This is a genomic window from Paraburkholderia flava (assembly GCF_004359985.1).
Taxonomy (GTDB): domain Bacteria; phylum Pseudomonadota; class Gammaproteobacteria; order Burkholderiales; family Burkholderiaceae; genus Paraburkholderia; species Paraburkholderia flava.
On record NZ_SMRO01000001.1, the window covers coordinates 142,861 to 165,121 of the forward strand.

Consider the following 22,261-nt stretch of genomic DNA (forward strand, 5'->3'; position numbering starts at 1 on the left):
AGAACCGCTGCGGTTCTGCTGCAATAGGGACGGTCTGGTAATCTGGCGCTCGAATGAAAAATAATTTCCGCTCCAAATCTGCGCCGTCGTTATCGCGCCGCTATGGCACCGCGATCATTGCGCTTGCGTTGCTCGGCGCCAGCGCGTCAGGATATGCGGCGAGTGCCGAAGACTTCGCCGGGCGTTATCGCGAGAGCCTGCTCGCCGACAAAAGCCTGCCCTGTCGTTCGAATGAAGTGTGCGCGGCAGCGGGCGTGGCTGCGCTTGCAGCGGGTCATATCGAGGAAGCGCGAAAAATCGTCGATACCGAACTGGCGCTCGCGGTAGCCGACTCGATCATCGCCGGTAGCGACAACGCAGCCAACTCGGCCAGCGCCCGTGTCGCGATGGCGCAGATCCACCACGGCGACGTCGATGCGAAAAGCGGCAACGACGCGGCTGCACGCGCGTGGTATCACTTCGCGATCAATCAGCAGGCTCTTGCATTGAAGTCGCCTGTACTGAGCCGGGTCATCGCCGTCGCGCACGAGCGGCTCACCGCGCTTAGCGGCCGCAACATCGTCGCGCGCATTCCCGCCACGGGTGCAACGTTCGAAAGTTATGTGTCGCTCGGCAGTAACAACGAAATCTCGTTGACGCCCATGCCCGGAAAGCCCGATACCTACACGCTTTCGGGCTCGTTCATCTATCCGGTCGTGATGCAGAACGGCGACCTGTCGGCAAACGTCGGCGACCTCGTGGCGACGGTCCGCTTCTTCGCCGGCGAAGCGCGTGTAGCCATCAATCCCGACCAGGACGGCCCGATCGACGCCACGCACCGGATCGTGACGCTCGACAAATACACCGGCGCCGACCGGTGCCTGATCGAATTCCAGTTGAGCGCCCCGGAAACCCTGAAGGTCCGTACGCTCGGATCGCCCGGCGCGTGCGGCTTCGGCCATAACGTCGAGCCCGACGGCACCTACTATCTGACACGCACGAGCGTCCGGTAATCGACGAAGGGGCATGCATGGTGCGCCTGCTGTGCCACTCGGGCAGGGCTCGGACTACCGGGACGAAATGAATTTCGTCTGGTGTCACCGATCGGCGTAATGAGGTCACTTACCAGCGCTGCGGTTCCACGCGCTTCAGGTACTCGCTACGTGTTCATTCCGCCGCCCATTCGGCAAGCGTCGTGATCGTATTGATGTTACGTGCCGTCCCGTTCTTCGCGGCGGGAATCTTCAGCTTCGTTTTCGCCATCCCGTCGCCGTAGTGCACGTAGATTTCGTTCACGCCGAGCGCGGCTTCTTCGTTGTGCTGGCCGCTCATGTGTTCGAGCGCGTCGGCGGCCGGGGCGCCATCGAGAAAGATTGCGACCGTGCGATTCGGCGGGGCCGATGTAAACGGATTCGCCGCGAGCACCGCAGCCATTTCGGGCCCGGTGCGAATCGCGACGCCGACCGGCTTGCCCGCCCACGCTTCGAGCGCGTCTTCGAGCTTCTTCTTCACGCCCGCCTTCGACAGCCTGCTCGCGAACACGACGTTGCCGCTCGCGATATACGTGCGCACGTCGGTACAGCCGATCGATTCGCAGATCGAGCGCAGTTCGCTCATCGGCAGCTTGCCGGTGCCGCCGACGTTGACGGCGCGAAGGAGGGCGATGTAGGTCGTCATGCGCGCATTCTAGCGCTACTTTTTGCGTAGAAGCGCGCGGATTGCCTTCGCCTGTGCGGGGCGTCCGTGATCGCGCGCGGCGAAATGCGCGATCGTGCGCTGCGTCAGATCGACGTTCACGTAATCGTTCGGCGCTTTCGCGTTTGCATCGCTGGCCGAGTGATATTCGATCCGCAATTGCGACGCGTTTGCGACGATCCGCAGATAGCCGTAATTGCTGTCGTCGTAGTTTTCCAGCACGACCTGATCGACCTTGCCCGTCGCCGCCTGAAAAACCTGCGGCGCACGCAGCGGCGGCGCGTTTTTCGCGGTCAGCTTGATGAGCCCGTGACCGCCGTTGCCGCACACCACATACGGAATCTGCGTGCCGTCCGCGTTGCGCGTGCGCGTGTAACGCTGGTAGTTGTGTGCATGTCCCGACAGGAACGCATGCGGCCATACGCCGTGCTTGCTGCACAACGCGTCGATCTGCGCGAGCATGTCGGCGCTCGGTCCATGCTGGCCGAGCGCATACGGCGGATGATGATCCGCGATCAGCAGCGCGCCCTGGTAGTTCTCGGCCTTCACGCGCGCGAGCGCCGCATCGAGGTAGTCGAGCTGGCTGTTGCCGATCTGCGGGTTCGCGATCACGCCAGGGTCCTCGAGCGTATTGCTATAGAGAACGAGGACGCGCACGAACGGCGCGTCGAACGTGAAGAACACGCCGGGCTGGATCTGCGCGGTGCGCGACAGGCCACCCGCATCGGACGTCACGGTGAAATTTTCCGAGCAGAAGTTGTTGAGCCACGCGGTGAGGCTCGTCGCGTGCGTTTCCGGCGATACCATGCCGTCGTGATTCCCCGCACACGACAGGATCGGCGCAGGGTAGTCGCGATACGGCTCATAGAACTGGTCGTAGTAGTAGCGCGCCTCGCCGAAGCTGTACACGACATCGCCGAGCAGCAGCGCGAACTGCGGCACTTCGGCTGCGTCGGCTTCGGTGAAATCGGCGGTCATCTTGTCGGCGACTTCGTTTTGCGTCGACGGGCCGCCCGTATTGCCGCAATCGCCCATCGCATGAAACACGAGTTGCCCGGAGGCCGTGATCCGTTTCACTGCGGCCGTGTTGCCGCCGAGCACGTCGGCGAGTGACAGCTGCGGCTCGACGCCGCCGCGCGGCGCCGGAAACGGCAGCGGGAACAGTTTGTGTTCGGCATTGAGCTTGTCGATTTCCTTGTACGCGGCCGTGTCGGATGCATGCTGGATGCGGAACACGGTCGGGTCGGCGGTGGGCTGCGGTTGCGAGAAGACCGGTGCGCTCAGGCTGCGGATGCCGAGCGGCAGATGCGGGGTCGCGAGATTCGGTGTCAGCGGTGTGGCGGTTGTTTTACGCGAGTCTTTCTGGCTGGTTTCATTCGCCTTCTTGCGGGGTTTCGATTTCGACTGCGTGGGCATGCGAGGCTCCTGATCGAAGGCGCGTGACGCGCGCGTGGGGACGCAAGGCAGACTGCGGCTCATTCTTTGTGCTGAAGCCGTAGCCGAACCCTGTGACCCGTGCGGATCAGGAAAGTGCCAACACGATTACGACAACGCGTCGAGCAACCCGTACCACGCGACGCCCGCGTTGATGTACCCGCGCTGCAGCGCGTGCAGAGGAATCGGTTTGATCGCGATGCGTCCGGCCCAGCGATACTCGTACTCGACGCCTTCGAGCTGCGGATAGAGCAGTCGCGCGCTTCGTGTGCATGAGGTTCGTGCCGATCCATATGCCGATCGGCAGTCGCATTCCGATGTACTGCACGGCATCGGGTCACGCGTTTCCGAGCGCATTGCCCGAGACCGATGCGCGCGTGTTGCTCGAAGCGAGCGAGCGCACCGCGCACACAACACACCACCACCGATCTCGACAAACTCGAAGCGCTGTTATTGCAGGCACGTCGCAACGGTTATGCGTCGAATCGCGAGGAGCTGTTCATCGGCGACATGACGATTGCTGCTCCGGTGCTCGACAGCGAACGTCGACCGGTTGCATCGGTCCACGTGGTCGCACCGACGAGTCGATGGACGTTCGCCGATGCGCAGCAGCGTCTCGCACCCGCAGTGATCGACTGCGCGCGCGGCATCAGCAAATCGATTCGCACGTTGTCGTAGGAGCATCGATTGGTTAGCACAAACGACGAACATTCGACCCGTGCCGGATGGGCGGGGAAATGAACAGAAAGGTCTGCAACTTAACTAATTCATGCGACACGGATATACTTTGCCGCGAAGCGCGAGTCGCTTGCCCATTAGTTGGACAGCGGGCGAGCGCCGCATCGAATTGACGCAGTACTGTCTCTCAGGTTCTGGTAGCCCTCGGAATAACCAGAACCCTTAAGCCGGCCCCAGGCCGGCTTTTTTTTGTCCGCGTGTTTAGTTGGGTTTGTGTGCGTGTTTAGTTGTGACTCGCGTGACGATGACGTCAAGCGAGTTCTGAACAAGTGTCAAGCAAACGCTTCGAGCGTCGCGTGTTCGCACAGCGTCGCGAGGTCGATCAGCAGCAACGTACCGATGCCGGGCACCTCGACGACTTCTTTCATGCTGCCGCGCAGACCTGCCACGGCCTGTCCGGTGAGCATCGACGGCACCGGAATCCGGTCGCCGCCGTCGATCGTCACGATGTTGTCGACCGCATCGACGACGAGCCCGACCTTGCCGTCGCGATGCTCGATGATCAGCAGCCGCGCCGCATCGAGGTCCGCGTACGGCGGCATGCCGAGCATCGCGCGGACGTCGATCACGGTGACGAGTTCTCGGCGCAGGTTCGCGACGCCGCGCACGAACGGCGGCGCACCGGGCGTCTTCACGACGTCGGCGGGATAGCCGATCACTTCGCGCAGCTGGCCGATCCGCACGCCGAGCAGATGGCCGAGCCGGAACGTCACGTAGGTTTCGCGCGGGCCGCGACGGCGTCCGTGGCGGCCGGTTCCATTTTCGGCATCGGTTCGCGCGCGGTCCGCTGCGCGGTACAGCTCGCGATGACCGGTCACCAGCGCGTCGATCTGCGGGTCGGCAAGCAGCGCGTCCGCGTTCAGCAGCAGGATGCTGTCGAGTCCTGCGCGATCGAGACAACCCGCGAACAGCGCGACGTCGCGTCGCGCATACGCGGGCATCGGCAGCAGTTCGTCGTCGCGATAGCCGACGATGCTCCGCACTTCGTCCACGAGCAGACCCACGTGCGCGTCGCGCTGCGCGAGGATCACGATGCGGCGCAGGTCGCCTGGTGTGCCGGGTTCGCAGATGGCTGTGCGTCCCGGCGGCGGCGCGTCGACCAACCCGACGAAGCGTGCGAAGTCGAGCACCGGCACCGTGCTGCCGCGCAGATTCAGCATGCCGACGCAGACCGCGTCCGCGAGCGGCGACGGATGCAGCGCGGGCACGCGGATGATCTCTTGAATGGCCGCCATCGGCAGCGCGAGGTGCGCACCCGCGACGACGAACGACACGGTTTGCCGACGCTGCGCGTGCTGTGTCTGCTGCGCGAGCCGACCATCGCGAGCGCCTTCACGCGACGACTGAGGCTGCGGCACATCGGGCAACCCCAGCAAAGCCGCCGCCGACAGAATCTGCAGAATGCGTTCACCGCCGTTCAGCTTCAACGCACCGCAGATCACCGCGCGGCCCGGCTCAGTGGTCGCGAGATCGATCTTCTGTTCGGCGGGCACACGAAGGATCTCGCCGGTCGCATCGAACAGCAGACCGATGCGCATATCGCCCAGCTCGACGATCGCGACCTTGCGGCCGGCGTCGACGCTGCAACCGGCCAGGCCGAGCAGCGGACGCAGATCGACAATCGGAATCAGCGTGCCGCGCAGGTTGAAAAGTCCCAGCAGATGCGCGGGCGACAGCGGCATCCGCGTCACGGTAGCCGGATAGTTGACGACTTCCTGCAGCGCGGCCACGGGCAGCGCGAGTTCGGTCGTGTCGAGCTGGAACGAACCATACAGCTCGACGGCGGCGGGGCGGTTTTCCATGTGAGCGTTCCTCGTCGGGTTCGGTGAAGATCGCGCGCGTCAGTGCGAACGCGCGATCCGTTTGACCGCATACGTGTGCTGCGCGCAGTCGATCGACAGTTGCCGGCCGCATTCGCCTCCGACATCCGCATGCACGACACGCAAGCCAAGCGATGCGAGCAGACGCTGCGCGGCCTGCACGTTCTGCTCGCCGATCAGGCCGTGCTTCGGCGTCGGCACGTGATGCATCATGTTCGCGCCGCCGGCGAGCACGACTTCGAGCGCATCGCGCGGCGCGAGCGTCGCGTGCATTGCCGCGAGCAACGCGGGCACGGCATCGACGACGTATTTCGCACTGGATGTTGCTATGTCTGCAGCGCTGACAAGCTCGGGATGCGACGCATGCGGCAGCAGACAATGCGCGAGACCGTACACCGCACGCTCGCGCCACAGCAGTCCGATGCCGACACACGAACCGAGCGTCGCACGCAGTACGTCGTTGCCGCTGCCTACTGCGAGCGCGCACATCCGCACCTGGATTTCACGCGGGGTATCTACGTCGGGTTTATCCATGATTAGCCGCCTGATTCCGGTACACCAGCGGCTGCTCGAACGCGAACCCCGTTTCGAAGCGGCTCAACGATTCCGACTCGCCGACGATCAGCACGCCATCCACCGTCATCGTGCGGCGCACGTTTTCGAGCACGGTCTGCTGTCCTTCAGCATCGAAATAGATCAGCACGTTACGCAGCAGCGCGAGATCGACGCTGCCGATCGCATCGGGCAGCGCGTACAGGTTGTGCGGCCGGAACGCGACGTTCGTGCGCAACACGGCACGCGCGCGAATGCCACCGTCCTGCGTATCGAAGTAGCGTTCGAGCAGATCGGGTCGCGCGTGCCGCAGACTGTCCGCGCTGCGGCCTTGATAGAACCCGTCGGCAGCACGACGCAGGATGCCTTCGGAAATGTCGGTGGCGAGAATGCGATAGCGAAAGCCCGGCCGCAGTGCGCGGAACTCCTCGCACAGCATCGCGAGGCTGTACGTCTCCTCGCCGCTCGACGCGGCCGCCGACCAGATCCGCAACGTTGCGTGCGGATGCGCGTCGTGCCACTGCGGCAGGAAGTGCGCGGCGAGGTAGTCCCAGATGCGCGGCGTACGGAAGAACGACGTCTCGTTGGTCGTCACGACATCGACGAAGTCCTTCACTTCGCCCGGCAGCGCTTCGAGAATCCGCAGATAGTCGCGATAGTCCGGCAGCGCGAGCGCCTGCAGACGACGGCGCAAACGGCCTTCGAGCAACGGCCATTTGCGCTCGTTCATCGCGATGCCGGTATGACGGCGCACCTGCTCGATGAGCGCGTGCCGGGTCGCCTGATCGGCGTCCAGATCGGTCGTCATGGGCAGTACCTGTCAGACGACGAAGCGCGTGACGGTCTGGTCGAGCGTTTGCGCGCCCTGCATCAGCGTGCCGGTTGCACGGGCGATCGTGTCGCAGGCGGCCGCCGATTTCTCGGTTTCCTCCGCGATCTGCTGGATCGCCGTGCTGACTTCGCGTGCGGCCACCAGCTGTTCGTCCGCGCCGCACGAGATCTCGGAGATCGCGTGCGTGGTGCGGCTCACACCCGCGACGATGCGGTCGAACGCCTCGCCCGCGTTGCGCGAGATCTCGCTGCCCTGTGCAACGCGCTTCACCGACTCGTTGATCAGCTTCGAGATTTCCTTCGTCGCCTGCGACGAACGCTCGGCGAGCTTGCGCACTTCGTCCGCGACGACCGAGAAGCCGAGCCCGTGTTCGCCCGCACGCGCCGCTTCGATCGCCGCGTTGAACGCAAGCAGGTTGGTCTGACTCGCGATCTCGCCGATCACCTTGATGATTTCGCTGATGTCTTCCGACGACTTGTTGATCAGCTCCATCGATTCGATCGACCGCGCGATCGCCTTCGCGCCGCGTTCGGCTTCCTGCTGCGTGTCTTTCGCGAGATGGTCGGCGCTGCGCGAGTTTTCCGCGATCGAGTTGATCGACGCGGTGAGTTCCTCGATCGACGCGTTCATTTCCTCGACAGTAGCGCCGAGCAGCTGCGCGCCGCTCGCCACCGTGTTCGCGCGACCCGAGATGTCCTGCGCGGAGCCGGAGAAACCGCTCGCCGAATCGACCACTTTGCCGATCACGCCGCGCAGGTCTTCCATCATTCGCTTGATGCCGGCTGCGAGCTGGTCGATCGGTTCGTCGCCGGTCGTCGCGATCGCGCCGGTCAGATCGCCGGACGCCGCGCGGCTCACCACGTCCAGCAGGTCCGCGACCTTGCGCTGATCGTCTTCCGCGCGATGCTTCACGCGTTCTTCGAGTTCAACTTGCGCAGTAACGTCGGACGCAAACTTGACGACCTTGTACGGCCGGCCGCTCGCATCGAGAATCGGGTTGTAGGTCGCCTGAATCCATACCGCGCGACCGCCTTTGCCGACGCGCCGGTAGCGGCCGGAGTCGAACTCGCCGCGATTCAGCTTCGCCCAGAACGCACGATATTCAGGGCTCGCCGCGTGCGCATCGTCGACAAAAATCCGGTGATGCTGACCGACGATTTCGTCGAGCCGATAACCGAGCGCGTCCAGAAAATTCTGGTTCGCCGACAGCACCGTGCCATGCAGATCGAATTCGATCACGGCCTGGGCCTTGTCCATCGCGTGGACCTTGCCCTGGTATTCGGCGGTCTGGCGTCGTGCGGCAGTGACGTCGGTGGCGAACTTGATGACCTTGTACGGCTTGCCGGTTTCGTCCAGCACCGGGTTGTACGACGCGTTGATCCAGATCTCGCGGCCGTCGCGACCGATCCGGCGATATTCGCCCTGATCGAATTCACCGCGTGCGAGTTTTTCCCAGAACTGCCGGTAGGCCGCGCTTTGCGTGTATTCGGGTTCGCAGAATATCCGGTGATGCTGGCCGCGAACTTCGGCGAGCGTGTAGCCGAGTGCGTTCAGGAAGTTATCGTTGGCATGCAGGATGGTGCCGGACAGGTCGAATTCGATGACCGCCTGGACCCGGTTGAGCGCCGTGCTGACGGCGTGCAGTTCGTGCAATTCCAGATTGCGTTCGGACGTAGCAATTTCCATCGCGTTCCCCTCGTTGAACGTGACGTGGTGGCAGGAACCCGGTCTCCTGCCGCAGCAGGAAAGTCAGGTTTTCTCTCAGAACTCTTATATCGGCGACCTTGCCGGAAGCGGGGGCGGGCAATGGGCACCGCCGCGCCGCCCGCTCTGGCAGGCACCGTGTCTGCATAACGGCAGCGCGCGAGAGGACTTGATTAGGGTTTTCGCGTAAAAAAAGCCGCGCGATCCGGCTGGGGCCGGCGGCGGCTGGAGAAGTACAGCGAGAAATACGGCGGGGAGTACAGCGTGGAACCGGCAGCAATCTCCGGTTTCCCGCTTCAGCCCATGATCACGTTCGCGAGCTTGAACTGATACGGCGCCGCAGCGGTGCCCGCGCCGCCGCCCGTCATCACGATGTCGGCGCTTGCGATGCCGAGCAGCGACAGCTCCGTGTTGATGTCCGAGATCACGGCCGAGTTCATCACCTGGCCCTGTTCGATCTGCGACGCGGTGCCGATCCACAGCGTCGGCTTGAACTCGAACACGGCCTTTTGCCCCGGCACGACACCGGTTTTCTTCGCGAGCAGCCGGTTGTCCTTGAACACCGACGCGGTGATCGCGCCCGAACGCAGGTCGTTGCGCAGCTGGATCTCGCGCGAACTCGTCGATGCGCCGGCGAGCGCGAGCACGTTGCCCGACGTCGAGCGCGCGACGCTGAACATCTGGCCGTTCTGCGCGGCTTTTTGCGGCATGAAGTTGCCGTCGGAATCGCTCGCGGTGACGGCGGTGCGCATCGGGAATACGAACGGATGGTTGTCGCCGCGTCCGCAGTTGCTGATCACCTTCCATGCAACGGACAGCTCGTCGAAGCTGGTCGATACGTTCTTCTGGAACAGCACGACCTGGCTGTTGTTCACGTCGTTCGACAGATTGATGAAATTCAGTTTGATGTCCATGACTTACCCTTAACGGATGGAATGAGCAGCGGCAGACGCGCTGCCGCTGCCTCGCACGCGTGGCTTTACGCCATCACGACGTTTTCGAGCCGGAACGTGAACGGCAGCGAGCGCGGGCCGGGGCCGCCACCCGTCAGCACGATGTCGGCGCTCGCGATACCGAGCAGCGACAGTTCCGTGTTGATGTCCGAGATCACCGCCGAGTTCAGCAACTGGCCCTGTTCGATCTGCGACGCGACGCCGATCCACAGCGTCGGCTTGAACTGGAACACGGCCTTCTGTCCCGGCGCGATCGAGGTCTTCGTCGCGAGCGGGCTGCCGTCCTTGTAGATGGTCGCGTTCGCGGCGCCCGCAGCCAGGTCGTTGCGGACCTGCACTTCCGAGCTGCTGCCCGGATCGCTGCCGAGCTGCAGCACATCGCCCGACGTCGAGCGCACGATCTGGAACACCTGACCGTTCGTCGCCGTCTGCTGCGGCATGTAGTTGCCGTAGCTGTCGCTCGCGCTGACGGTCATCGTCATCGGGAACTTGAACGGGTGGTTGTCGCCCTGACCGCAGTTGCGGATCACCTTCCATGCGATCGCCAGTTCGTCGAAATCCGTCGCGACGTTTTTCTGGAAGATCACGATGCTCGAGTTGTTGGCATCGTTGGATCGATTCACGAAGTTCAGCTGGATGTCCACTTGCTTGCTCCTTGAGTTGAAAGACGGCAATCGGTTTGCCGCGCACCTTGCCACCGGCCCATCCGGATGAACGGGTCGTGAAAGCAATTCGAAGAACAGGGCGCTGTTGGGCGCTATGTCGGTGCCGTATGTCGACGCGGGCCGTCAGCGGCGCAGGACGTTTTCGAGCGCGAAGCGCAACGGCTCTGCATTCGCGTCGCTGCCGCCGCCCGTCATTACGATGTCCGCCGACACGACACCGGTCAGCACGAACTCCGTGTTCTCGCTCGACAGCACCGCCGAGTTCAGCGCATGACCTTCCTGCACCTGCGAGGCCGCGGCGATCCACAACGCAGGCGTGAAACGGAACACCGCTTTCTGGCCAGGCGCGACCGCCTGCTTCGCGGCGATCAGCCGGCCCGCGCTGTACGCGTTGACGTTCACCGCGCCGCGCCGCATCCGGTTCGCGACCTCGATGTCGGAGTGCGCGGGGCCTTGTGCGGGTGTCGTGTCACGGGCGAGGCGACCACGGCCGGTCGGATGCGGGCTGACGGTGAAGCAGTCGCCGTCGTCGGCCATGAGGCGCGGCGAGTAGTTGCCGTAGTCGTCGCCGATCGACACTTCGGTGTCGGTCGAGTAGACGAACGGATGCAGACAGCCGTGGCCGCAGTAGCGGATCACTTTCCACGCGATCGCGAGTTCGTCGAAGTCGGGAATCACGTTGCGCTGGAACAGCACGACTTCGCTCGAGCCGCGATCGTTCGACTTGTTGATGAAACGCAGCGAGATGTTCATGCCGGTTGCTCCGTCGAGTCGTCGGCGAGATGCTTCTCGGCCCATTGCACGAGCGCGGGCTGCAGACCGCCCGTCAGCATTGCGAGATGCGTCGCGTGTGAGCGGCTTTGTGCCTGGATGTCCTGCGCGAGCGTGCCGAGCGCCATCGCGGCGTCGTTGCTGTTGCGACTGCGGCCCACGTTGTCGAGGTACTGCGCGGCGGCATCGGCGAGTGCGCCTGCGTGCTGCACGTGACCCTGCGCGAGACGCGTCGCGAGATCCGCGTGAATCGCGGCCAGTTCTTTCATCGCGGTGGCGGAGCTTTTGAGGCCGAGGCGGTCGCGCTGCGTGCGCCAGCTTTCGTCGTTGGCGCTTTGATACGCGGTCGCATAGTGATGGCTGGTCTGCAGCACGGTGCGCACGAACGCGCGCCACGTGCCGACGTCGGCGGCGGCACCGGCAAGACCGGCAGGATTCGCCGACTGCGCGACGACCTTGCCGAACAGCTGGAATGCAGTGAGATTGGCGTTTTCCCACTGTGCGATGAAGTTGGAGAACATGACGATTCCTTGTGCGGGTTGAGTGCGGATGCGCGTGTGGTTGTGTTCGTGGTTTCTTTGATCGCTGGCTCGCTACGGACGCGGCTGTCCGAGGCGATCGATCATCTGTTTCACCGCGACCATCTGCGGCGCGTCGTGTGCATAGAAGTCGGGGATGTTCGCGTCGGCGCTCGTATAGCCCCAGAAGTCCCAGCAGCCGATCGGATTCGCGACGGATTTATCGACCTGCGGATACAGCACGATCACGCGATTGGTGTCGGCGGTTTCGTTGTAGCCGGCGCCGCGCACGAAGCGCTCGCCGACGAACGACGCACCCTGTTCGCAGCCGTGAAAGACGACGTGCACTGCGCACGCCGCGCTCGCGCAGGCGGCGGGCAGATAGACGTAGCCGGTGTCCGCGAGCGATGCGCGACGGTCGCGATCGAACTCGCGCTGATCGAAGGCGAGCAGCGTGCCGCTGGCCTGCACGGCGGGCGGATTGAGCTTCGTGCCGGGGGCCGCGTAGATCCACGTGAGGATGTCGTCGGCCTGATCGAAGCCGCAGTTGTTGATGTACGGCATCGCGTTCGCGCCACACGCGGCATCGATCGGATGATTCGTGATCAACGCGTGGCCCGCGTTCGGATCCTTGCGATACGACACGTTCGCTTTCGGCACGCCGGCGAGGTCGTAGAAGTGCCGCGCTTCGTCGACGACGCGCGTCGACACGACCTTGTCCTGTGCGCCGTTGAACAGATAGATGCGTTGCCGGCGCAGGTTCGCGAGGTCGTCGATGTCGCCGGTCTTTGCGAGCACCTGTGCGTCTTTCCACGATGTCGTTGCGTCGGGTGCCGCGCCGAGCGGCTGCATGCACAGCGTCACTGCAGCGGCAGCCGGCGCGACCAGCGACGATTCGAGCGCGCAACGAAACGCGCCGCCCGCGACGATGCCTGCGCCGATCAAGCGGCTCGAATATGCGACGTCGAATTGCGCAGCCATGAACGCACCCGACGACAGACCCGATACCGATGTGCGCTGCAGATCCGCGCCGTACGCGGGCAGCGGTGCGGCTGTATCCGCATGAGCAAGCGATGCGGACATCGCGCCGCACACGTAAGCCGTGCTCAACGCGAGTACGCGCAGACGTTGGGCCCATGAGCGCACGCGAGTTGCGCGCAGTCGATCGTTTGATACCGGTGCTGCTTCGTTCGGGACGGCTGCCGCGTTCATGCGATGTCTCCTGTCGTGCGCTGTCGGGTGTTTGCGTTGGGGTGAAGAGCGTGCTTGCAGCGTACGTGTGGGGACTTGTGCGAAAAATAGGGCGGACGGTACGGACGACGACCCGTGTCCGACGGCCTGGCCTGGCGCATGGGCATGCGCGTGAGGAATGCGAACGCGCAAACGAAAGCGCCGCGCCTTCGTAAAAGGCGCGGCGCATGCGGAAGAAAACGAGCGAAGAACTACGAGAGAAAAAGTTTGCGTTCAGCCTGGCGTCGTCGCGTGAGACCGGCGAGCGGCTTACCGCCGGCCTTGTTCCACACGAGAAACTGATCGGCCGCCTTCGCAGCAGCACCCGCGTTCAGGTAACGCAGCAACGTCGACGAACGCAATCGTCCCGCGCCGAGGTTGAAGACGAACGCCATCAGCGCATCGAACTGCTGCTGCGTGACGGGCACGCGCAGCAGCTTCACCAGCTGCAATTCCGCGCTGCGCAGATCGCGTTTGAGCAACGCTTCGGCGGCGCCCGCTTCGATCGGCCGGTCGAAGCGTTCGTGCGGCAGGATCAGGTGGCCGAAGCCGATCGTCGGTTTGCCGACCGCGTCGAGATAGCGGGCGAGCCGCAGTCCCTCGAATTGCTTGATCAGTTCGATGCCGGCGGAACCGGTGCGATTGGGGCTGTCAGTCATCGGAAGGCTCCTTGTCTGTAGGGTTGCTTGCTTTGCTGCTGTCGCCGCCGGTGTTGCCATCGCCGGCACCATCGCCGGTGACGTGTCGCGGGCGCGGCACGAGCCGATGCGTGTATTCGTCGATCACGCGCATGATCGCTTCGGGCGGCGCGAGCGCGACGAACTGCATCTCGATGTCGATGTGCTCGCTGTCGCGTCGGCCGGCGTTGCCTTGATCGTCCTTGCGCGTCGACGGTGGTGCGAGCGTCACGTAGAAGCGGCCGCGCTGATCGTCGCCCGCGACGGGGCCGCCGGCCGGCAACGCTTCGGTGAAGTCGCCGCGCACGGTCAGATGCACGACCATCCGGTCGAGCGCGAGACCGCGCGGCGTCGCGAGTGCGACGAGCGGTACCGGCATCGTGTGCTCGGCATCGAGCGCGACTTCGACCGCGCGCGGCGCGAGCAGTCCGTCCTCGCGTGCATCGAAGAACTGGTCGAGCATCGCAGTGTACTGATGCGAAAGCAGTTGATTCGCGGCGGCTGCCGCGTGCTGCATGCCGCGTGCGATTTCGTCGAGTGCGAGACCGCGCGGGGGCGGATGGTCTGCGCTCGTGGGCGGTGGATCGTTCGATGGTGGAGAGGGCGGCGACGGTGGTGCGGGAGGATCGCTCGCAGGTGCTTCGGATGCGTGCGCGTCATGCGACGAATCGCCCGACACGACGTGCGGCGCTTCTGCCTGCGAAGAAACGGGCGCGGCGACAGACGGGGAAGCAGAAGCGGGCGGCACCGCCGCGGCCTGCGCACCGCCCGCCTGCGATGCATCGGAAGCGGAAGCGGGAGCAGATGCGGCGCGCGCATCGCGCCGCCGCCTGAAGAAGCTGAACATGATGAGGTCCGCGTCGGTGCGCCGCGCTTACGGCTGCGTGGCAGTTTGAGCGGCCGGCTGTGCTGCTGCGTCGCCGGTGCCCTTCGTGTCCTGCTTCTCGCCGATCAGCTTGCCGTCGGTCGGCGTCGGGGGCAGCGGCTTCACGTCCTTCTGCTTCGCATCGGTGACGACCGGCTTCGTCGCGGCATCGGTCAGAAAATCGATCACGCGCATCAACGCTTCGGGCGGCGGCTGACGCTTCACCTGCGTATGGATCGAATACTTCGCGCGCGTATCGGTGCTGCGCGTCTGCTCCGACTTGTGCGACACGCGGCCCGACACGCTGACGCTCACCGGACCCCAGCCGAACTTCGCCTGGAACTCGCCGCTGCCTTCAGTCGACGACGACGATTTCTCCGACTGCGTGATCTCCATCTCGAAGTCGATCGTGCCTTCCTCGATCGCGATGATCGGATGCACGATCGCGGCGAGCAGCGGAATGCGCATCGTCTTCTGCACGACGCCTTTCGACACACCGCCTTCATCGACGAGCGTTTCGTCGTAATCGAATTGCACGGCGACTGCCTTGCCGTCCTGAATACACACCTGCATCAGAAAATCGGCGTAACTTTTCGCCGCCTGAGTCTGCGCGGTAATCATCGCTTTCAATGGCCCTGCAATCATTTGATCCATCGGCAAAGCGTTAATCACGGAACCGATAAAATTCGCGTCCATAAAAAACTCCATATCAAAAAAATATGAGCAGCGTGGATTCGCTGTCTTTATTCAAATTACATACACTGCGCGGGGGCAGGGAGAGCCCATCCGTCATGCCTGGCGGCCGATGAAAGGGGTACCGAAATTCTGGAAGAAATGACCGGTTCCCCGTAATAGAACATTCGACACGGATCGACGGGCCTAGTGCGCCGCTCTTAAAACGGCGGTAAAAGCGAGCCGAAGAGACGTGAATAAACTTCAATCCAGCGTCTCGCCACCGAGGGGAAATGCGCAAATGAACGTCCTGATGATCGATAGTCCGCCGCTGTTCGTTGCAGGAGTTGCCGATGTGTTATGGAAACGCGATTCGAGCTGGCAGGTCTGGTCCGCTCAGCACCCCGAGGATATTTACCGGATTCGTACGGATTTACCCGCGGGTACGGTCGGTGCCGTGACGATCGAATGGGACGAGCGTGCGGCCCAGATGGGCTGGCCGAAGGTGCTGCAGGACGCGCTCGGCACGGTGCCCTGGTTGTTCGTCGTGCGCACGGTGTGTCGACAGGCGATCGCCGATGCGCTGCTGACCGGCGCGGCGGGCATCGTCGACCGGCACGCGAGTGCCGACGAGTTCGCCGATGCGCTCGCGCGCGTCGCGTCGGGGGCGATCTACGTGCCGCCGAGCTACGCGATCGGCACGCAGTCGGAACCGTCGCACGGACCGATCGGCGACGAACGTGCGTTTGAACGACTGACGCCGCGACAGCGCGAGGTACTGCGACTGCTCGCGGAGGGTAAGTCGAACAAGCAGATCTGCCGCGTGCTGAACGTCGCGGAAGGCACGATCAAGAATCATCTGTACGCGCTGTTCCGGCAGATCGGCGTGAGCAACCGGACCGAAGCCGCGCTGTGGCTGTCGCGTCAGGTGGCTTCGGAGGTGACGCGTACGCCCGTGACGCCGCTGTGCACGGTCGCGCATCACTGACGTTGCGGTAAGGCTCATGGGCGTATGAGAGGCGTCTGTGGGCCTTGCACGCAGCGTGCAGACCGTGTGGATGACGCCGTCGACCGGTGACCCGGCGACGGCGGCTGCGATCGCTGATGTAGCGAGAGGCGGCAGAGGAGGAGACACGATATGAACAGGCGTATGAAGCCGCGTGCCGTGCTGCGCGCACGCGCGACGTTGCTGTGGCGGGTTGCATCACTCCGGCGCGTGGTCCCCGTCACTCGACGCTCCGCGCGTCGGTTCGGCGACCAGCATCGCGCGCGTGAAATCGGCGAGGCGTCGGCGCAACACATCGACGGATGCGTCGCCGTCGGCGGACTGCTGCAACTGGAGCAGGTTCGCCGCGAGTTCGCCTTGCCACTGCGCGCGATCGGTCGCGGACTGCGCGCGATGCGTGCGCAGCGCGGCATCGGCGTCGCGCGAACGATCGCCTCGCACGAGCGTTTCAAGCGTCTCGACGAGCCGCTGCAACACGCGATGCACGGCCGTCGCGGAGAAGCCGCCGAGCATCGCGAGCGCGGGCTTGCCGAAGCTGTGCATGCTGCCCTGATCGAACGTGTGCGGCGGCAGCATCTCGACGAGGATCAACCCGGCCATCACGCCGAGAATCAACCGCGCGCCGTACGACGCGTCGTACTTCGGATCGTAGGTCGACGCGGCGACGTAGCGGTGCGCCTGGAACAGCGTCGCGAACGACGCGCCGAGTCCCGCGCAGAACAGCAGGAACAGCGCGTTCCACAGCAACCGCGTGCCGTGCTCCTGCAGGAAGCCGCGGTCGATGTTTTCCGACGTGACGTCCGGCGACAATCCGGTCGCGACGACCGCGACGAGAAACGCGATCGACGACACGGTCAGCAGCCGGATCAGCGGCACGGGCCCGAGCCATGCGAACGGATGACCGCTGCGGTGCTGCGTGTCGAGCAGCGTGACCGCCTGCGGCGTGGCCGGCGAAATCGCCGCTGCGAGCTTGCGATGAATCGCGGCGAGCGCGTGCTGTGTGCCGTGCGCACCGTGCGCAGCATGAGCCGCGTGTGTACCGTTGCCGGTGCGCCGGGTCGCGCGTTCGATCAGCACGCTCAACTGCGCGATGAGTTCCGGGGCGACGGGTAAGCCGTGATGCAACGCGTAGCGCGCCATCGCTTCGCATTCCTCGCAGAGCTGCACGGTCAGTGCGCCGAGGGCGGGATGCGTGTCGGCGTCGGTGGATGGAAGTGCGAGCGGAGCGGCGACGCGTGTTGTGCGGCTTCTGGACAAGACACGCAGCACATGCAGCAGCGCGCGGAACGGCGCTGTGAGTAACGCGATGAAAGGATGGGTGCGCATGTCAGCGGTCCGTTGCGGGTTCGCGCGGCGATGCATCGGCTGCATCGAGCAGGAACTCGTGAATCGACACATGGCTGCGTTCGCCGAGCGTCAGGTGACGCGTGGCCGATGCGTCGGGCAACCGGCTCCACGTGTGCTCGCGTTCGTCGATCGCGAGCACGGCGACTTCCTTCTGCCGGCGACCGTCGTTGTGGACGAGGTAGCGCAGTGACGGCGGCATGTCGAAGCAGCGGGCGTCGAGATCAATCCCATACGACAGCACGAAATCGAGCACGTGGTGTGGATCGTCGGGAGGCGGGAGCGTGAAATCGCTGGCGGGTTCGCGAGCGTTGTTTTTCTGCCGATGAAAATCTATGCAGACATCGACACCGAACAGCGGCACGTCGTCGAGCCGGTTGTCGAACATATCGGCGATGCGTCCGTCGTGCGCGGGTGGATCGGTGTCCGATGGCTTGAGCACATCGATCCGTGTGCCGTCGCCCAGCGTGAGGGTCCACGTGTGCGGCGTGTCGAACTCGCGCTCACGCAGGCCGTAATCGATCGACGACATGGACCGCTTCGGCCACGCGACAGCTCGCGGCAGATTCGCATCGAGCCCGTGCGTCGCCTGCGTCGCAAGCGGCGCGATGAAGTTCGTCGCTGCGTACAGATAGTTCAGCGATTCGAACAGCGGCGTGGTGTGCGCTTCATCGGAGGGCGGTGCGTCGAACAGCATCGCGGCCGTACCGGGCAAGAACACCAGCTTGCCGTAACGCTCGCATGGAAACTGTGCGGCCACCTTCGCGACGCAGCGACGCACCGGGTCGATCTGCAACGCAGGCAGTTCGCGCACTTCGCAGATGTTGCGCAGCGCATGCCACGGCGTGCTCCAGTAAAACTCGGGCGCGGTGATGAACGTGACCGCTGCCTCGCGTTCGATGGATGCGTTGTCGTCGGCTTCTTTTGCGATCGCGTCGAGCGCGGTCAACGTCGCGCGATGCAGATGCCAGCGCTGGATTTTCTGCAGACGCGTCGTATACGTGGCGAGCGTTTCCTGCGCGAGACGTGGCGGCTTCGCGCCGCAATCGCAGCGAACCGATATCACACGGAAGAGTTTCATCGTGAACTCCTGAACGCGCGGCCGTGCGAAAAATAAGCGCGGCGCGCAAACGGATTCAGCGCGCGAGCGGATGTCCGTCGGCGGCCCATGCATCGAAGCGGCGTCGATGACCCGATGCACTCGGGTGATAGCCGACGCCGTTATCGAGCGCCGCGGCTACCGCGCTTTCGGTCGCGACGAAGCGCAGCGCTTCCGATACCGCAATCGACAACCGCGCGAGCGCATCGGCGACGATGCCCGGCACAATTGGCACCGGTCCGTGGAAGCGGCTCAGCAAAATCGCCGAGCCGATCAGATTCGCCGACGAGATCCCTGGCAACGGCGCATCCGCATAACCGAGCAGCCGATACGACCCGTCGACGCCAAGATCGAATGACGATGCGGGCGGCGCCCACAGTGGAGGGTGTCGGCGAAAGCAGAACGTGCCGTGGCGATTCACGAAGCCGAGCAGATCGAGCGATGCGGTGGGCGCATCGAGCGCGCGATCCGGCTCGCATGCGAGATTGACGATCAGCGACAGCGTGTAGCCACGCGGTGCGTTGGGGATATCGACGGGAACGTCGGATGGATTCGTGCGCACGCCGTTTTCGCGAGCCGCGCGGCGCAGTTGCGCGATGTCCGCGCGATACGCGCGGGCGTGTGAGAGTCGGAGGGACATGTCGGGCTTCTGTCGAAAAGTAGGAGGACATTCGCGCGGCGCGGGGCTCGCGAAATTGACGCTCTTACTGTGCGTCGCGCGCGCGGCGCGAACAATGCGGCAGAAGTCACGGACAGCATGCAACGGAACGCCCCTGTCGGGCGTTCCGCAATAAAGATCAGAAGTCAGTCGAGCGCGTCAGCGATTCCCACTGCGCGATCTCCGCCTCGCGTTTCGCGAGCCCGCTGCGTACGAGCGTGAGCGCATCGCTGCCGAGCAGCAGATGTACCGGCGGATTCGGCGCGTCGATCACGGTCAGCAGTGCGCGGGCGGCCTTGTCGGGGTCGCCGGCCTGTTTGCCGCTTTTGGCTTCGCGGGCCGCGCGCACCGGCTCGAACAACGCGTCGTAATCGGCGATGCTGCGCTCGCTGCGGACCATCGAACGGCCGGCCCAGTCGGTGCGGAACGAGCCCGGCGCAACGGCGGTGACGTTGATGCCGAAGCCCGCGACTTCCTGCGCGAGCACATCGGTGATGCCTTCGAGCGCGAACTTGCTGCCGCAGTAGTACGCGATGCCAGGCATCGTGATCGTGCCGCCCATCGACGTGATGTTGACGATGTGTCCGCTGCGCCGCTGCCGCATCGCGGGCAGCACGGCCTTGGTTATCGCGACCGCGCCGAACACGTTGACGTCGAATTGCCGCCGCATCGCGTCGAGCGGCGATTCTTCAAGGATGCCTTCGTGACCGTAGCCCGCGTTGTTGACGAGCACGTCGATCGGGCCGTGTTCGCGTTCGATATGCTCGACGCACGGCTCGATTTCGTCGAATGCGGTGACGTCGAGGACGACCGCATGTGCGCGCGCCGCGTCGAGCGCGACGAATTCGCGCGCGGCGGCTTCGTTGCGCACCGTGCCGATAACCGTGTGGCCATCGGCCAGCGCGGCGCGTGCGAACGCGCGGCCGAAACCGGAACTCACGCCGGTAATCAGAAAGGTCTTGCTGGAGGATGTAGAGGATGCGTTCATCGGATCGGCTTCCTTATTGAAGGTGTTGAACATGTGACGCATGATGATCGCCAACGTCGCGCGCGCGAATATCCGTTCGTCTGCGATGCTTGCCTGATCCTATGAGCGGCTGGAAAACCGCACACGTGCGTGTCACACTCGCTGCATTCCATGCATTCATGTCCGCACGATGGCCATCGATCCCCTGACTTCCACCGACATACCCGCTGACGTCCGTCGCGAAACGATCGCGTTGCTGCTGGAACTCGCGCCGCTGGAGGGCTACAACGTGTGCGCGCTGCCGCACGTGCGCTTCCTGCGTTCGAACCGGCCGCTCACGCGCACGCCGGTGCTCTACGATCCGGGCATCGTGATCGTGTGCCAGGGGCGCAAGCGCGGTTATCTCGGCGACGAGCTGTACCTGTACGACGCGCAGCACTATCTGGCGGTGTCGGTGCCGTTGCCGTTTTCGATGGAGACCGATGCGACCGAGCGCGAGCCGCTGCTCGCGATCTATCTGCGGCTCGACTTCAACGTCGCGGCCGATCTGCTGCTGCAACTCGACCAGCATGAAGGAAGCGTCGCGGCCGAGCCGCGCGGGATGGCGTCGACGCGGCTCGATGCGCCGCTCGCGTCGAGTGTGCTGCGCTTTCTGCAAGCGATGCGCGATCCGCTCGAAGCGACGATGCTCGGGCCGGCGCTCGTGCGCGAGATCTACTTTAGGGTGTTTATCGGCGAGCAGGGCGGTTCGCTGCGTGCGGCGCTGAACCGGCATGGCCATTTTGGCCGGATCGCGCGTGCGCTCCAGCGGATTCACGGCAGCTTCGCGCAGACGCTCAGTGTCGAGACGCTCGCGTCCGAGGCGAACATGAGCGTGCCGACGTTCCATGCGCATTTCCGCAGCGTGACGAACACGTCGCCGATCCAGTACATCAAGTCGACGCGGCTGCATCAGGCGCGTCTGTTGATGGCGCGCAACGGGTTGACCGCGGCGGCGGCGAGCGCGCAGGTCGGCTACGAGAGTCCGTCGCAGTTCAGCCGCGAGTTCAAGCGGCTGTTCGGCGGCAGTCCGACCGAAGAGGTCGCGCGGATGAAACGCAATTTCGCGCTGCCGGATGCGGGGCCACCGTCGATCTACGTGTCGTCGCATTAGACCGGCACATACTTGCTCAGACAAATCGCACCGGACGAGGCACGCCACGTGCTATCTACGATCGAGTTCCGGAAGTCGACGCAATGAGAATGCAAAGAACGATGTCGAGTACCGCAAAGCGCCCGATCGTACGATTTCGACGCAGCCCAGCTAGCGCGGCGCGGCGGACGGTAACAGCTAGCGGCTTTGTGTACGTGGGCCCGTAAAAAGCGTTATCGGCGTCGTCGTTTTTCATGTGCGTGCCTTGTTCCGGGTCTAGCCTGCGCGGCGTGACACAATTGCAACTTGGCGCGCGGAATCGGGTCCGAGAACATAGGCGGTACCCGGAATGGATCGGCCCTTACCGGGTCTTACCCACTGCTGGGCACGCCTTGCTGCGCGCGCAGCATACCGCGGCCCTCATGGCGCATTGCGCAATACATCATGCAACAACGAATGCAGCTACCTGGCAAAATGAATGGAGCGTTGAGACTCGAGCGAACGACGATTGTCCTGGTGGAAGACGACCCGCATAGCCGGGCGTCGCTCACCTCGCTGCTCGAATCGGAAGGGGCCCGCGTCGTCGCGGTCGCGGATGCGGAAGAAGGGGTCGAAGCGGCGGTACGCGAACAGCCCGATGCGGTGATCTGCGATCTCGATCTGCCCGCGATGGACGGTTTCTACCTGATCCAGCGCCTGCGCGATCACGAGATTCGCGGCGATCATGCGCCATCGGTCGCGATTGCGCTGACTGGCCACACCGACGACACCTATCGTCTGCGCAGCATCGGCGAAGGGTTCCAGCACTTCATGACGAAACCGGCGCAACCCGATGAGCTCGTGACGCTGCTGCACGATGCAATCGACGCGCGAGCGTCCGGGTTGCACTGAGCGGCGATGAGGTAGCCTGTTTGTCCGGCTGCCTGGTACGCGCTCAAAGAAACGCCCGG

The 22,261-nt window shown here is 64.2% G+C and carries 23 protein-coding genes and 1 pseudogene; 5 read left to right on the forward strand and 19 right to left on the reverse strand.

From position 1 onward, the window contains the following. The first annotated feature begins 53 nt into the window (after positions 1-53). The gene (locus E1748_RS00630) at positions 54-992 is read left to right on the forward strand and encodes a hypothetical protein (protein WP_133645228.1); all 939 of its coding nucleotides are present in this window, start codon (positions 54-56) and stop codon (positions 990-992) included. 154 nt (positions 993-1,146) lie between these two features. Here the strand turns inward: E1748_RS00630 and E1748_RS00635 are convergent, their stop codons facing one another. From E1748_RS00635 to E1748_RS00645, 3 genes are all read right to left on the reverse strand, one after another. Continuing rightward, positions 1,147-1,656, reverse strand: coding sequence for a DUF1697 domain-containing protein (locus E1748_RS00635; RefSeq protein WP_133645229.1), 510 nt, complete (start codon positions 1,654-1,656; stop codon positions 1,147-1,149). Positions 1,657-1,671: 15 nt separating this feature from the next. Beyond that, on the reverse strand, positions 1,672-3,090 hold the full coding sequence (locus tag E1748_RS00640) for a metallophosphoesterase family protein (RefSeq protein WP_133645230.1): 1,419 nt from the start codon (positions 3,088-3,090) through the stop codon (positions 1,672-1,674). 126 nt (positions 3,091-3,216) lie between these two features. Beyond that, a complete protein-coding gene (locus E1748_RS00645) occupies positions 3,217-3,441 on the reverse strand; it encodes a hypothetical protein (RefSeq protein WP_133645231.1) in 225 nt (74 codons plus the stop codon). Here E1748_RS00645 and E1748_RS00650 point away from each other — a divergent pair. Beyond that, positions 3,363-3,786, forward strand: a pseudogene (locus tag E1748_RS00650) (IclR family transcriptional regulator); the annotation flags it as partial. The gene E1748_RS00645 and the pseudogene E1748_RS00650 overlap by 79 nt on opposite strands. 332 nt (positions 3,787-4,118) lie before the next feature. Here the strand turns inward: E1748_RS00650 and E1748_RS00655 are convergent. The 12 genes from E1748_RS00655 to E1748_RS00710 all read right to left on the reverse strand — a co-directional run bounded on the left by E1748_RS00655 (position 4,119) and on the right by E1748_RS00710 (position 15,129). After that, the gene (locus E1748_RS00655) at positions 4,119-5,648 is read right to left on the reverse strand and encodes a chemotaxis protein CheW (protein ID WP_133645232.1); all 1,530 of its coding nucleotides are present in this window, start codon (positions 5,646-5,648) and stop codon (positions 4,119-4,121) included. Positions 5,649-5,687: 39 nt separating this feature from the next. Further along, positions 5,688-6,200 (reverse strand): chemotaxis protein CheD, encoded by a 513-nt coding sequence (locus tag E1748_RS00660; RefSeq protein ID WP_133645233.1) that lies wholly within the window; start codon positions 6,198-6,200, stop codon positions 5,688-5,690. Next, positions 6,193-7,026 (reverse strand): CheR family methyltransferase, encoded by an 834-nt coding sequence (locus E1748_RS00665; protein WP_133645234.1) that lies wholly within the window; start codon positions 7,024-7,026, stop codon positions 6,193-6,195. The genes E1748_RS00660 and E1748_RS00665 overlap by 8 nt, the downstream gene beginning before the upstream one ends. Before the next feature lie 12 nt (positions 7,027-7,038). Further along, complete coding sequence (locus E1748_RS00670) at positions 7,039-8,736, reverse strand: methyl-accepting chemotaxis protein (protein ID WP_133645235.1); 1,698 nt, start codon at positions 8,734-8,736, stop codon at positions 7,039-7,041. Between the two features lie 314 nt (positions 8,737-9,050). Next, a complete protein-coding gene (locus tag E1748_RS00675) occupies positions 9,051-9,668 on the reverse strand; it encodes a hypothetical protein (protein ID WP_133645236.1) in 618 nt (205 codons plus the stop codon). A 65-nt stretch (positions 9,669-9,733) separates the two neighbouring features. Then, positions 9,734-10,351, reverse strand: a complete 618-nt coding sequence (locus E1748_RS00680; protein WP_133645237.1) for a hypothetical protein — start codon at positions 10,349-10,351, stop codon at positions 9,734-9,736. Between the two features lie 144 nt (positions 10,352-10,495). After that, on the reverse strand, positions 10,496-11,125 hold the full coding sequence (locus tag E1748_RS00685; RefSeq protein ID WP_133645238.1) for a hypothetical protein: 630 nt from the start codon (positions 11,123-11,125) through the stop codon (positions 10,496-10,498). Further along, positions 11,122-11,664, reverse strand: coding sequence for a hypothetical protein (locus E1748_RS00690; protein ID WP_133645239.1), 543 nt, complete (start codon positions 11,662-11,664; stop codon positions 11,122-11,124). Before E1748_RS00690 ends, E1748_RS00685 begins: the two co-directional genes overlap by 4 nt. A 72-nt stretch (positions 11,665-11,736) precedes the next feature. Then, a complete protein-coding gene (locus E1748_RS00695; protein ID WP_338119557.1) occupies positions 11,737-12,873 on the reverse strand; it encodes an extracellular catalytic domain type 2 short-chain-length polyhydroxyalkanoate depolymerase in 1,137 nt (378 codons plus the stop codon). A 230-nt stretch (positions 12,874-13,103) separates the two neighbouring features. Continuing rightward, a complete protein-coding gene (locus tag E1748_RS00700) occupies positions 13,104-13,550 on the reverse strand; it encodes a lysozyme (RefSeq protein ID WP_133645240.1) in 447 nt (148 codons plus the stop codon). Beyond that, a complete protein-coding gene (locus tag E1748_RS31675) occupies positions 13,543-14,415 on the reverse strand; it encodes a DUF2589 domain-containing protein (RefSeq protein ID WP_240766215.1) in 873 nt (290 codons plus the stop codon). The genes E1748_RS00700 and E1748_RS31675 overlap by 8 nt, the downstream gene beginning before the upstream one ends. A 27-nt stretch (positions 14,416-14,442) precedes the next feature. Beyond that, positions 14,443-15,129, reverse strand: a complete 687-nt coding sequence (locus tag E1748_RS00710) for a DUF2589 domain-containing protein (RefSeq protein ID WP_133645241.1) — start codon at positions 15,127-15,129, stop codon at positions 14,443-14,445. A gap of 277 nt (positions 15,130-15,406) precedes the next feature. On the opposite strand from E1748_RS00710, the gene E1748_RS00715 reads away from it, so the two are divergent. Further along, the gene (locus E1748_RS00715) at positions 15,407-16,093 is read left to right on the forward strand and encodes a response regulator transcription factor (protein ID WP_133645242.1); all 687 of its coding nucleotides are present in this window, start codon (positions 15,407-15,409) and stop codon (positions 16,091-16,093) included. A 216-nt stretch (positions 16,094-16,309) separates the two neighbouring features. Here E1748_RS00715 and E1748_RS00720 read toward each other — a convergent pair whose 3' ends face one another. The 4 genes from E1748_RS00720 to E1748_RS00735 form a co-directional block, all read right to left on the reverse strand. Beyond that, entirely contained in the window at positions 16,310-17,368 is a 1,059-nt protein-coding gene (locus E1748_RS00720) for a hypothetical protein (protein ID WP_420819305.1), read from the reverse strand. A 70-nt stretch (positions 17,369-17,438) separates the two neighbouring features. After that, positions 17,439-18,536, reverse strand: a complete 1,098-nt coding sequence (locus tag E1748_RS00725; protein ID WP_133645243.1) for a hypothetical protein — start codon at positions 18,534-18,536, stop codon at positions 17,439-17,441. 55 nt (positions 18,537-18,591) lie between these two features. Then, a complete protein-coding gene (locus E1748_RS00730; protein WP_133645244.1) occupies positions 18,592-19,194 on the reverse strand; it encodes a ribosome-inactivating family protein in 603 nt (200 codons plus the stop codon). Between the two features lie 157 nt (positions 19,195-19,351). After that, on the reverse strand, positions 19,352-20,233 hold the full coding sequence (locus E1748_RS00735; RefSeq protein WP_420819306.1) for an oxidoreductase: 882 nt from the start codon (positions 20,231-20,233) through the stop codon (positions 19,352-19,354). 136 nt (positions 20,234-20,369) lie between these two features. Here E1748_RS00735 and E1748_RS00740 point away from each other — a divergent pair, with 136 nt between their 5' ends. Together E1748_RS00740 and E1748_RS00745 are read left to right on the forward strand one after the other, a co-directional pair. Continuing rightward, positions 20,370-21,332: an AraC family transcriptional regulator gene (locus E1748_RS00740; RefSeq protein ID WP_133645245.1), complete on the forward strand. Its 963-nt coding sequence runs from the start codon at positions 20,370-20,372 to the stop codon at positions 21,330-21,332. 423 nt (positions 21,333-21,755) lie between these two features. Further along, a complete protein-coding gene (locus tag E1748_RS00745) occupies positions 21,756-22,202 on the forward strand; it encodes a response regulator (protein ID WP_133645246.1) in 447 nt (148 codons plus the stop codon). Positions 22,203-22,261 lie beyond the last annotated feature (59 nt).

Bases quoted from the DNA above. Each gene is read 5' to 3' on its own strand.
- E1748_RS00715 (WP_133645242.1), top strand. From the start codon at position 15,407: ATGAACGTCCTGATGATCGATAGTCCGCCGCTGTTCGTTGCAGGAGTT.
- E1748_RS00695 (WP_338119557.1), bottom strand. From the start codon at position 12,873: ATGAACGCGGCAGCCGTCCCGAACGAAGCAGCACCGGTATCAAACGAT.
- E1748_RS00675 (WP_133645236.1), bottom strand. From the start codon at position 9,668: ATGGACATCAAACTGAATTTCATCAATCTGTCGAACGACGTGAACAAC.
- E1748_RS00730 (WP_133645244.1), bottom strand. From the start codon at position 19,194: ATGTCCCTCCGACTCTCACACGCCCGCGCGTATCGCGCGGACATCGCG.
- E1748_RS00745 (WP_133645246.1), top strand. From the start codon at position 21,756: ATGCAACAACGAATGCAGCTACCTGGCAAAATGAATGGAGCGTTGAGA.
- E1748_RS00630 (WP_133645228.1), top strand. From the start codon at position 54: ATGAAAAATAATTTCCGCTCCAAATCTGCGCCGTCGTTATCGCGCCGC.
- E1748_RS00655 (WP_133645232.1), bottom strand. From the start codon at position 5,648: ATGGAAAACCGCCCCGCCGCCGTCGAGCTGTATGGTTCGTTCCAGCTC.
- E1748_RS00690 (WP_133645239.1), bottom strand. From the start codon at position 11,664: ATGTTCTCCAACTTCATCGCACAGTGGGAAAACGCCAATCTCACTGCA.
- E1748_RS00640 (WP_133645230.1), bottom strand. From the start codon at position 3,090: ATGCCCACGCAGTCGAAATCGAAACCCCGCAAGAAGGCGAATGAAACC.
- E1748_RS00635 (WP_133645229.1), bottom strand. From the start codon at position 1,656: ATGACGACCTACATCGCCCTCCTTCGCGCCGTCAACGTCGGCGGCACC.
- E1748_RS00735 (WP_420819306.1), bottom strand. From the start codon at position 20,233: ATGTTCAACACCTTCAATAAGGAAGCCGATCCGATGAACGCATCCTCT.
- E1748_RS00710 (WP_133645241.1), bottom strand. From the start codon at position 15,129: ATGGACGCGAATTTTATCGGTTCCGTGATTAACGCTTTGCCGATGGAT.
- E1748_RS31675 (WP_240766215.1), bottom strand. From the start codon at position 14,415: ATGTTCAGCTTCTTCAGGCGGCGGCGCGATGCGCGCGCCGCATCTGCT.
- E1748_RS00670 (WP_133645235.1), bottom strand. From the start codon at position 8,736: ATGGAAATTGCTACGTCCGAACGCAATCTGGAATTGCACGAACTGCAC.
- E1748_RS00660 (WP_133645233.1), bottom strand. From the start codon at position 6,200: ATGGATAAACCCGACGTAGATACCCCGCGTGAAATCCAGGTGCGGATG.
- E1748_RS00740 (WP_133645245.1), top strand. From the start codon at position 20,370: ATGGCCATCGATCCCCTGACTTCCACCGACATACCCGCTGACGTCCGT.
- E1748_RS00645 (WP_133645231.1), bottom strand. From the start codon at position 3,441: ATGCCGTGCAGTACATCGGAATGCGACTGCCGATCGGCATATGGATCG.
- E1748_RS00665 (WP_133645234.1), bottom strand. From the start codon at position 7,026: ATGACGACCGATCTGGACGCCGATCAGGCGACCCGGCACGCGCTCATC.
- E1748_RS00700 (WP_133645240.1), bottom strand. From the start codon at position 13,550: ATGACTGACAGCCCCAATCGCACCGGTTCCGCCGGCATCGAACTGATC.
- E1748_RS00725 (WP_133645243.1), bottom strand. From the start codon at position 18,536: ATGAAACTCTTCCGTGTGATATCGGTTCGCTGCGATTGCGGCGCGAAG.
- E1748_RS00685 (WP_133645238.1), bottom strand. From the start codon at position 11,125: ATGAACATCTCGCTGCGTTTCATCAACAAGTCGAACGATCGCGGCTCG.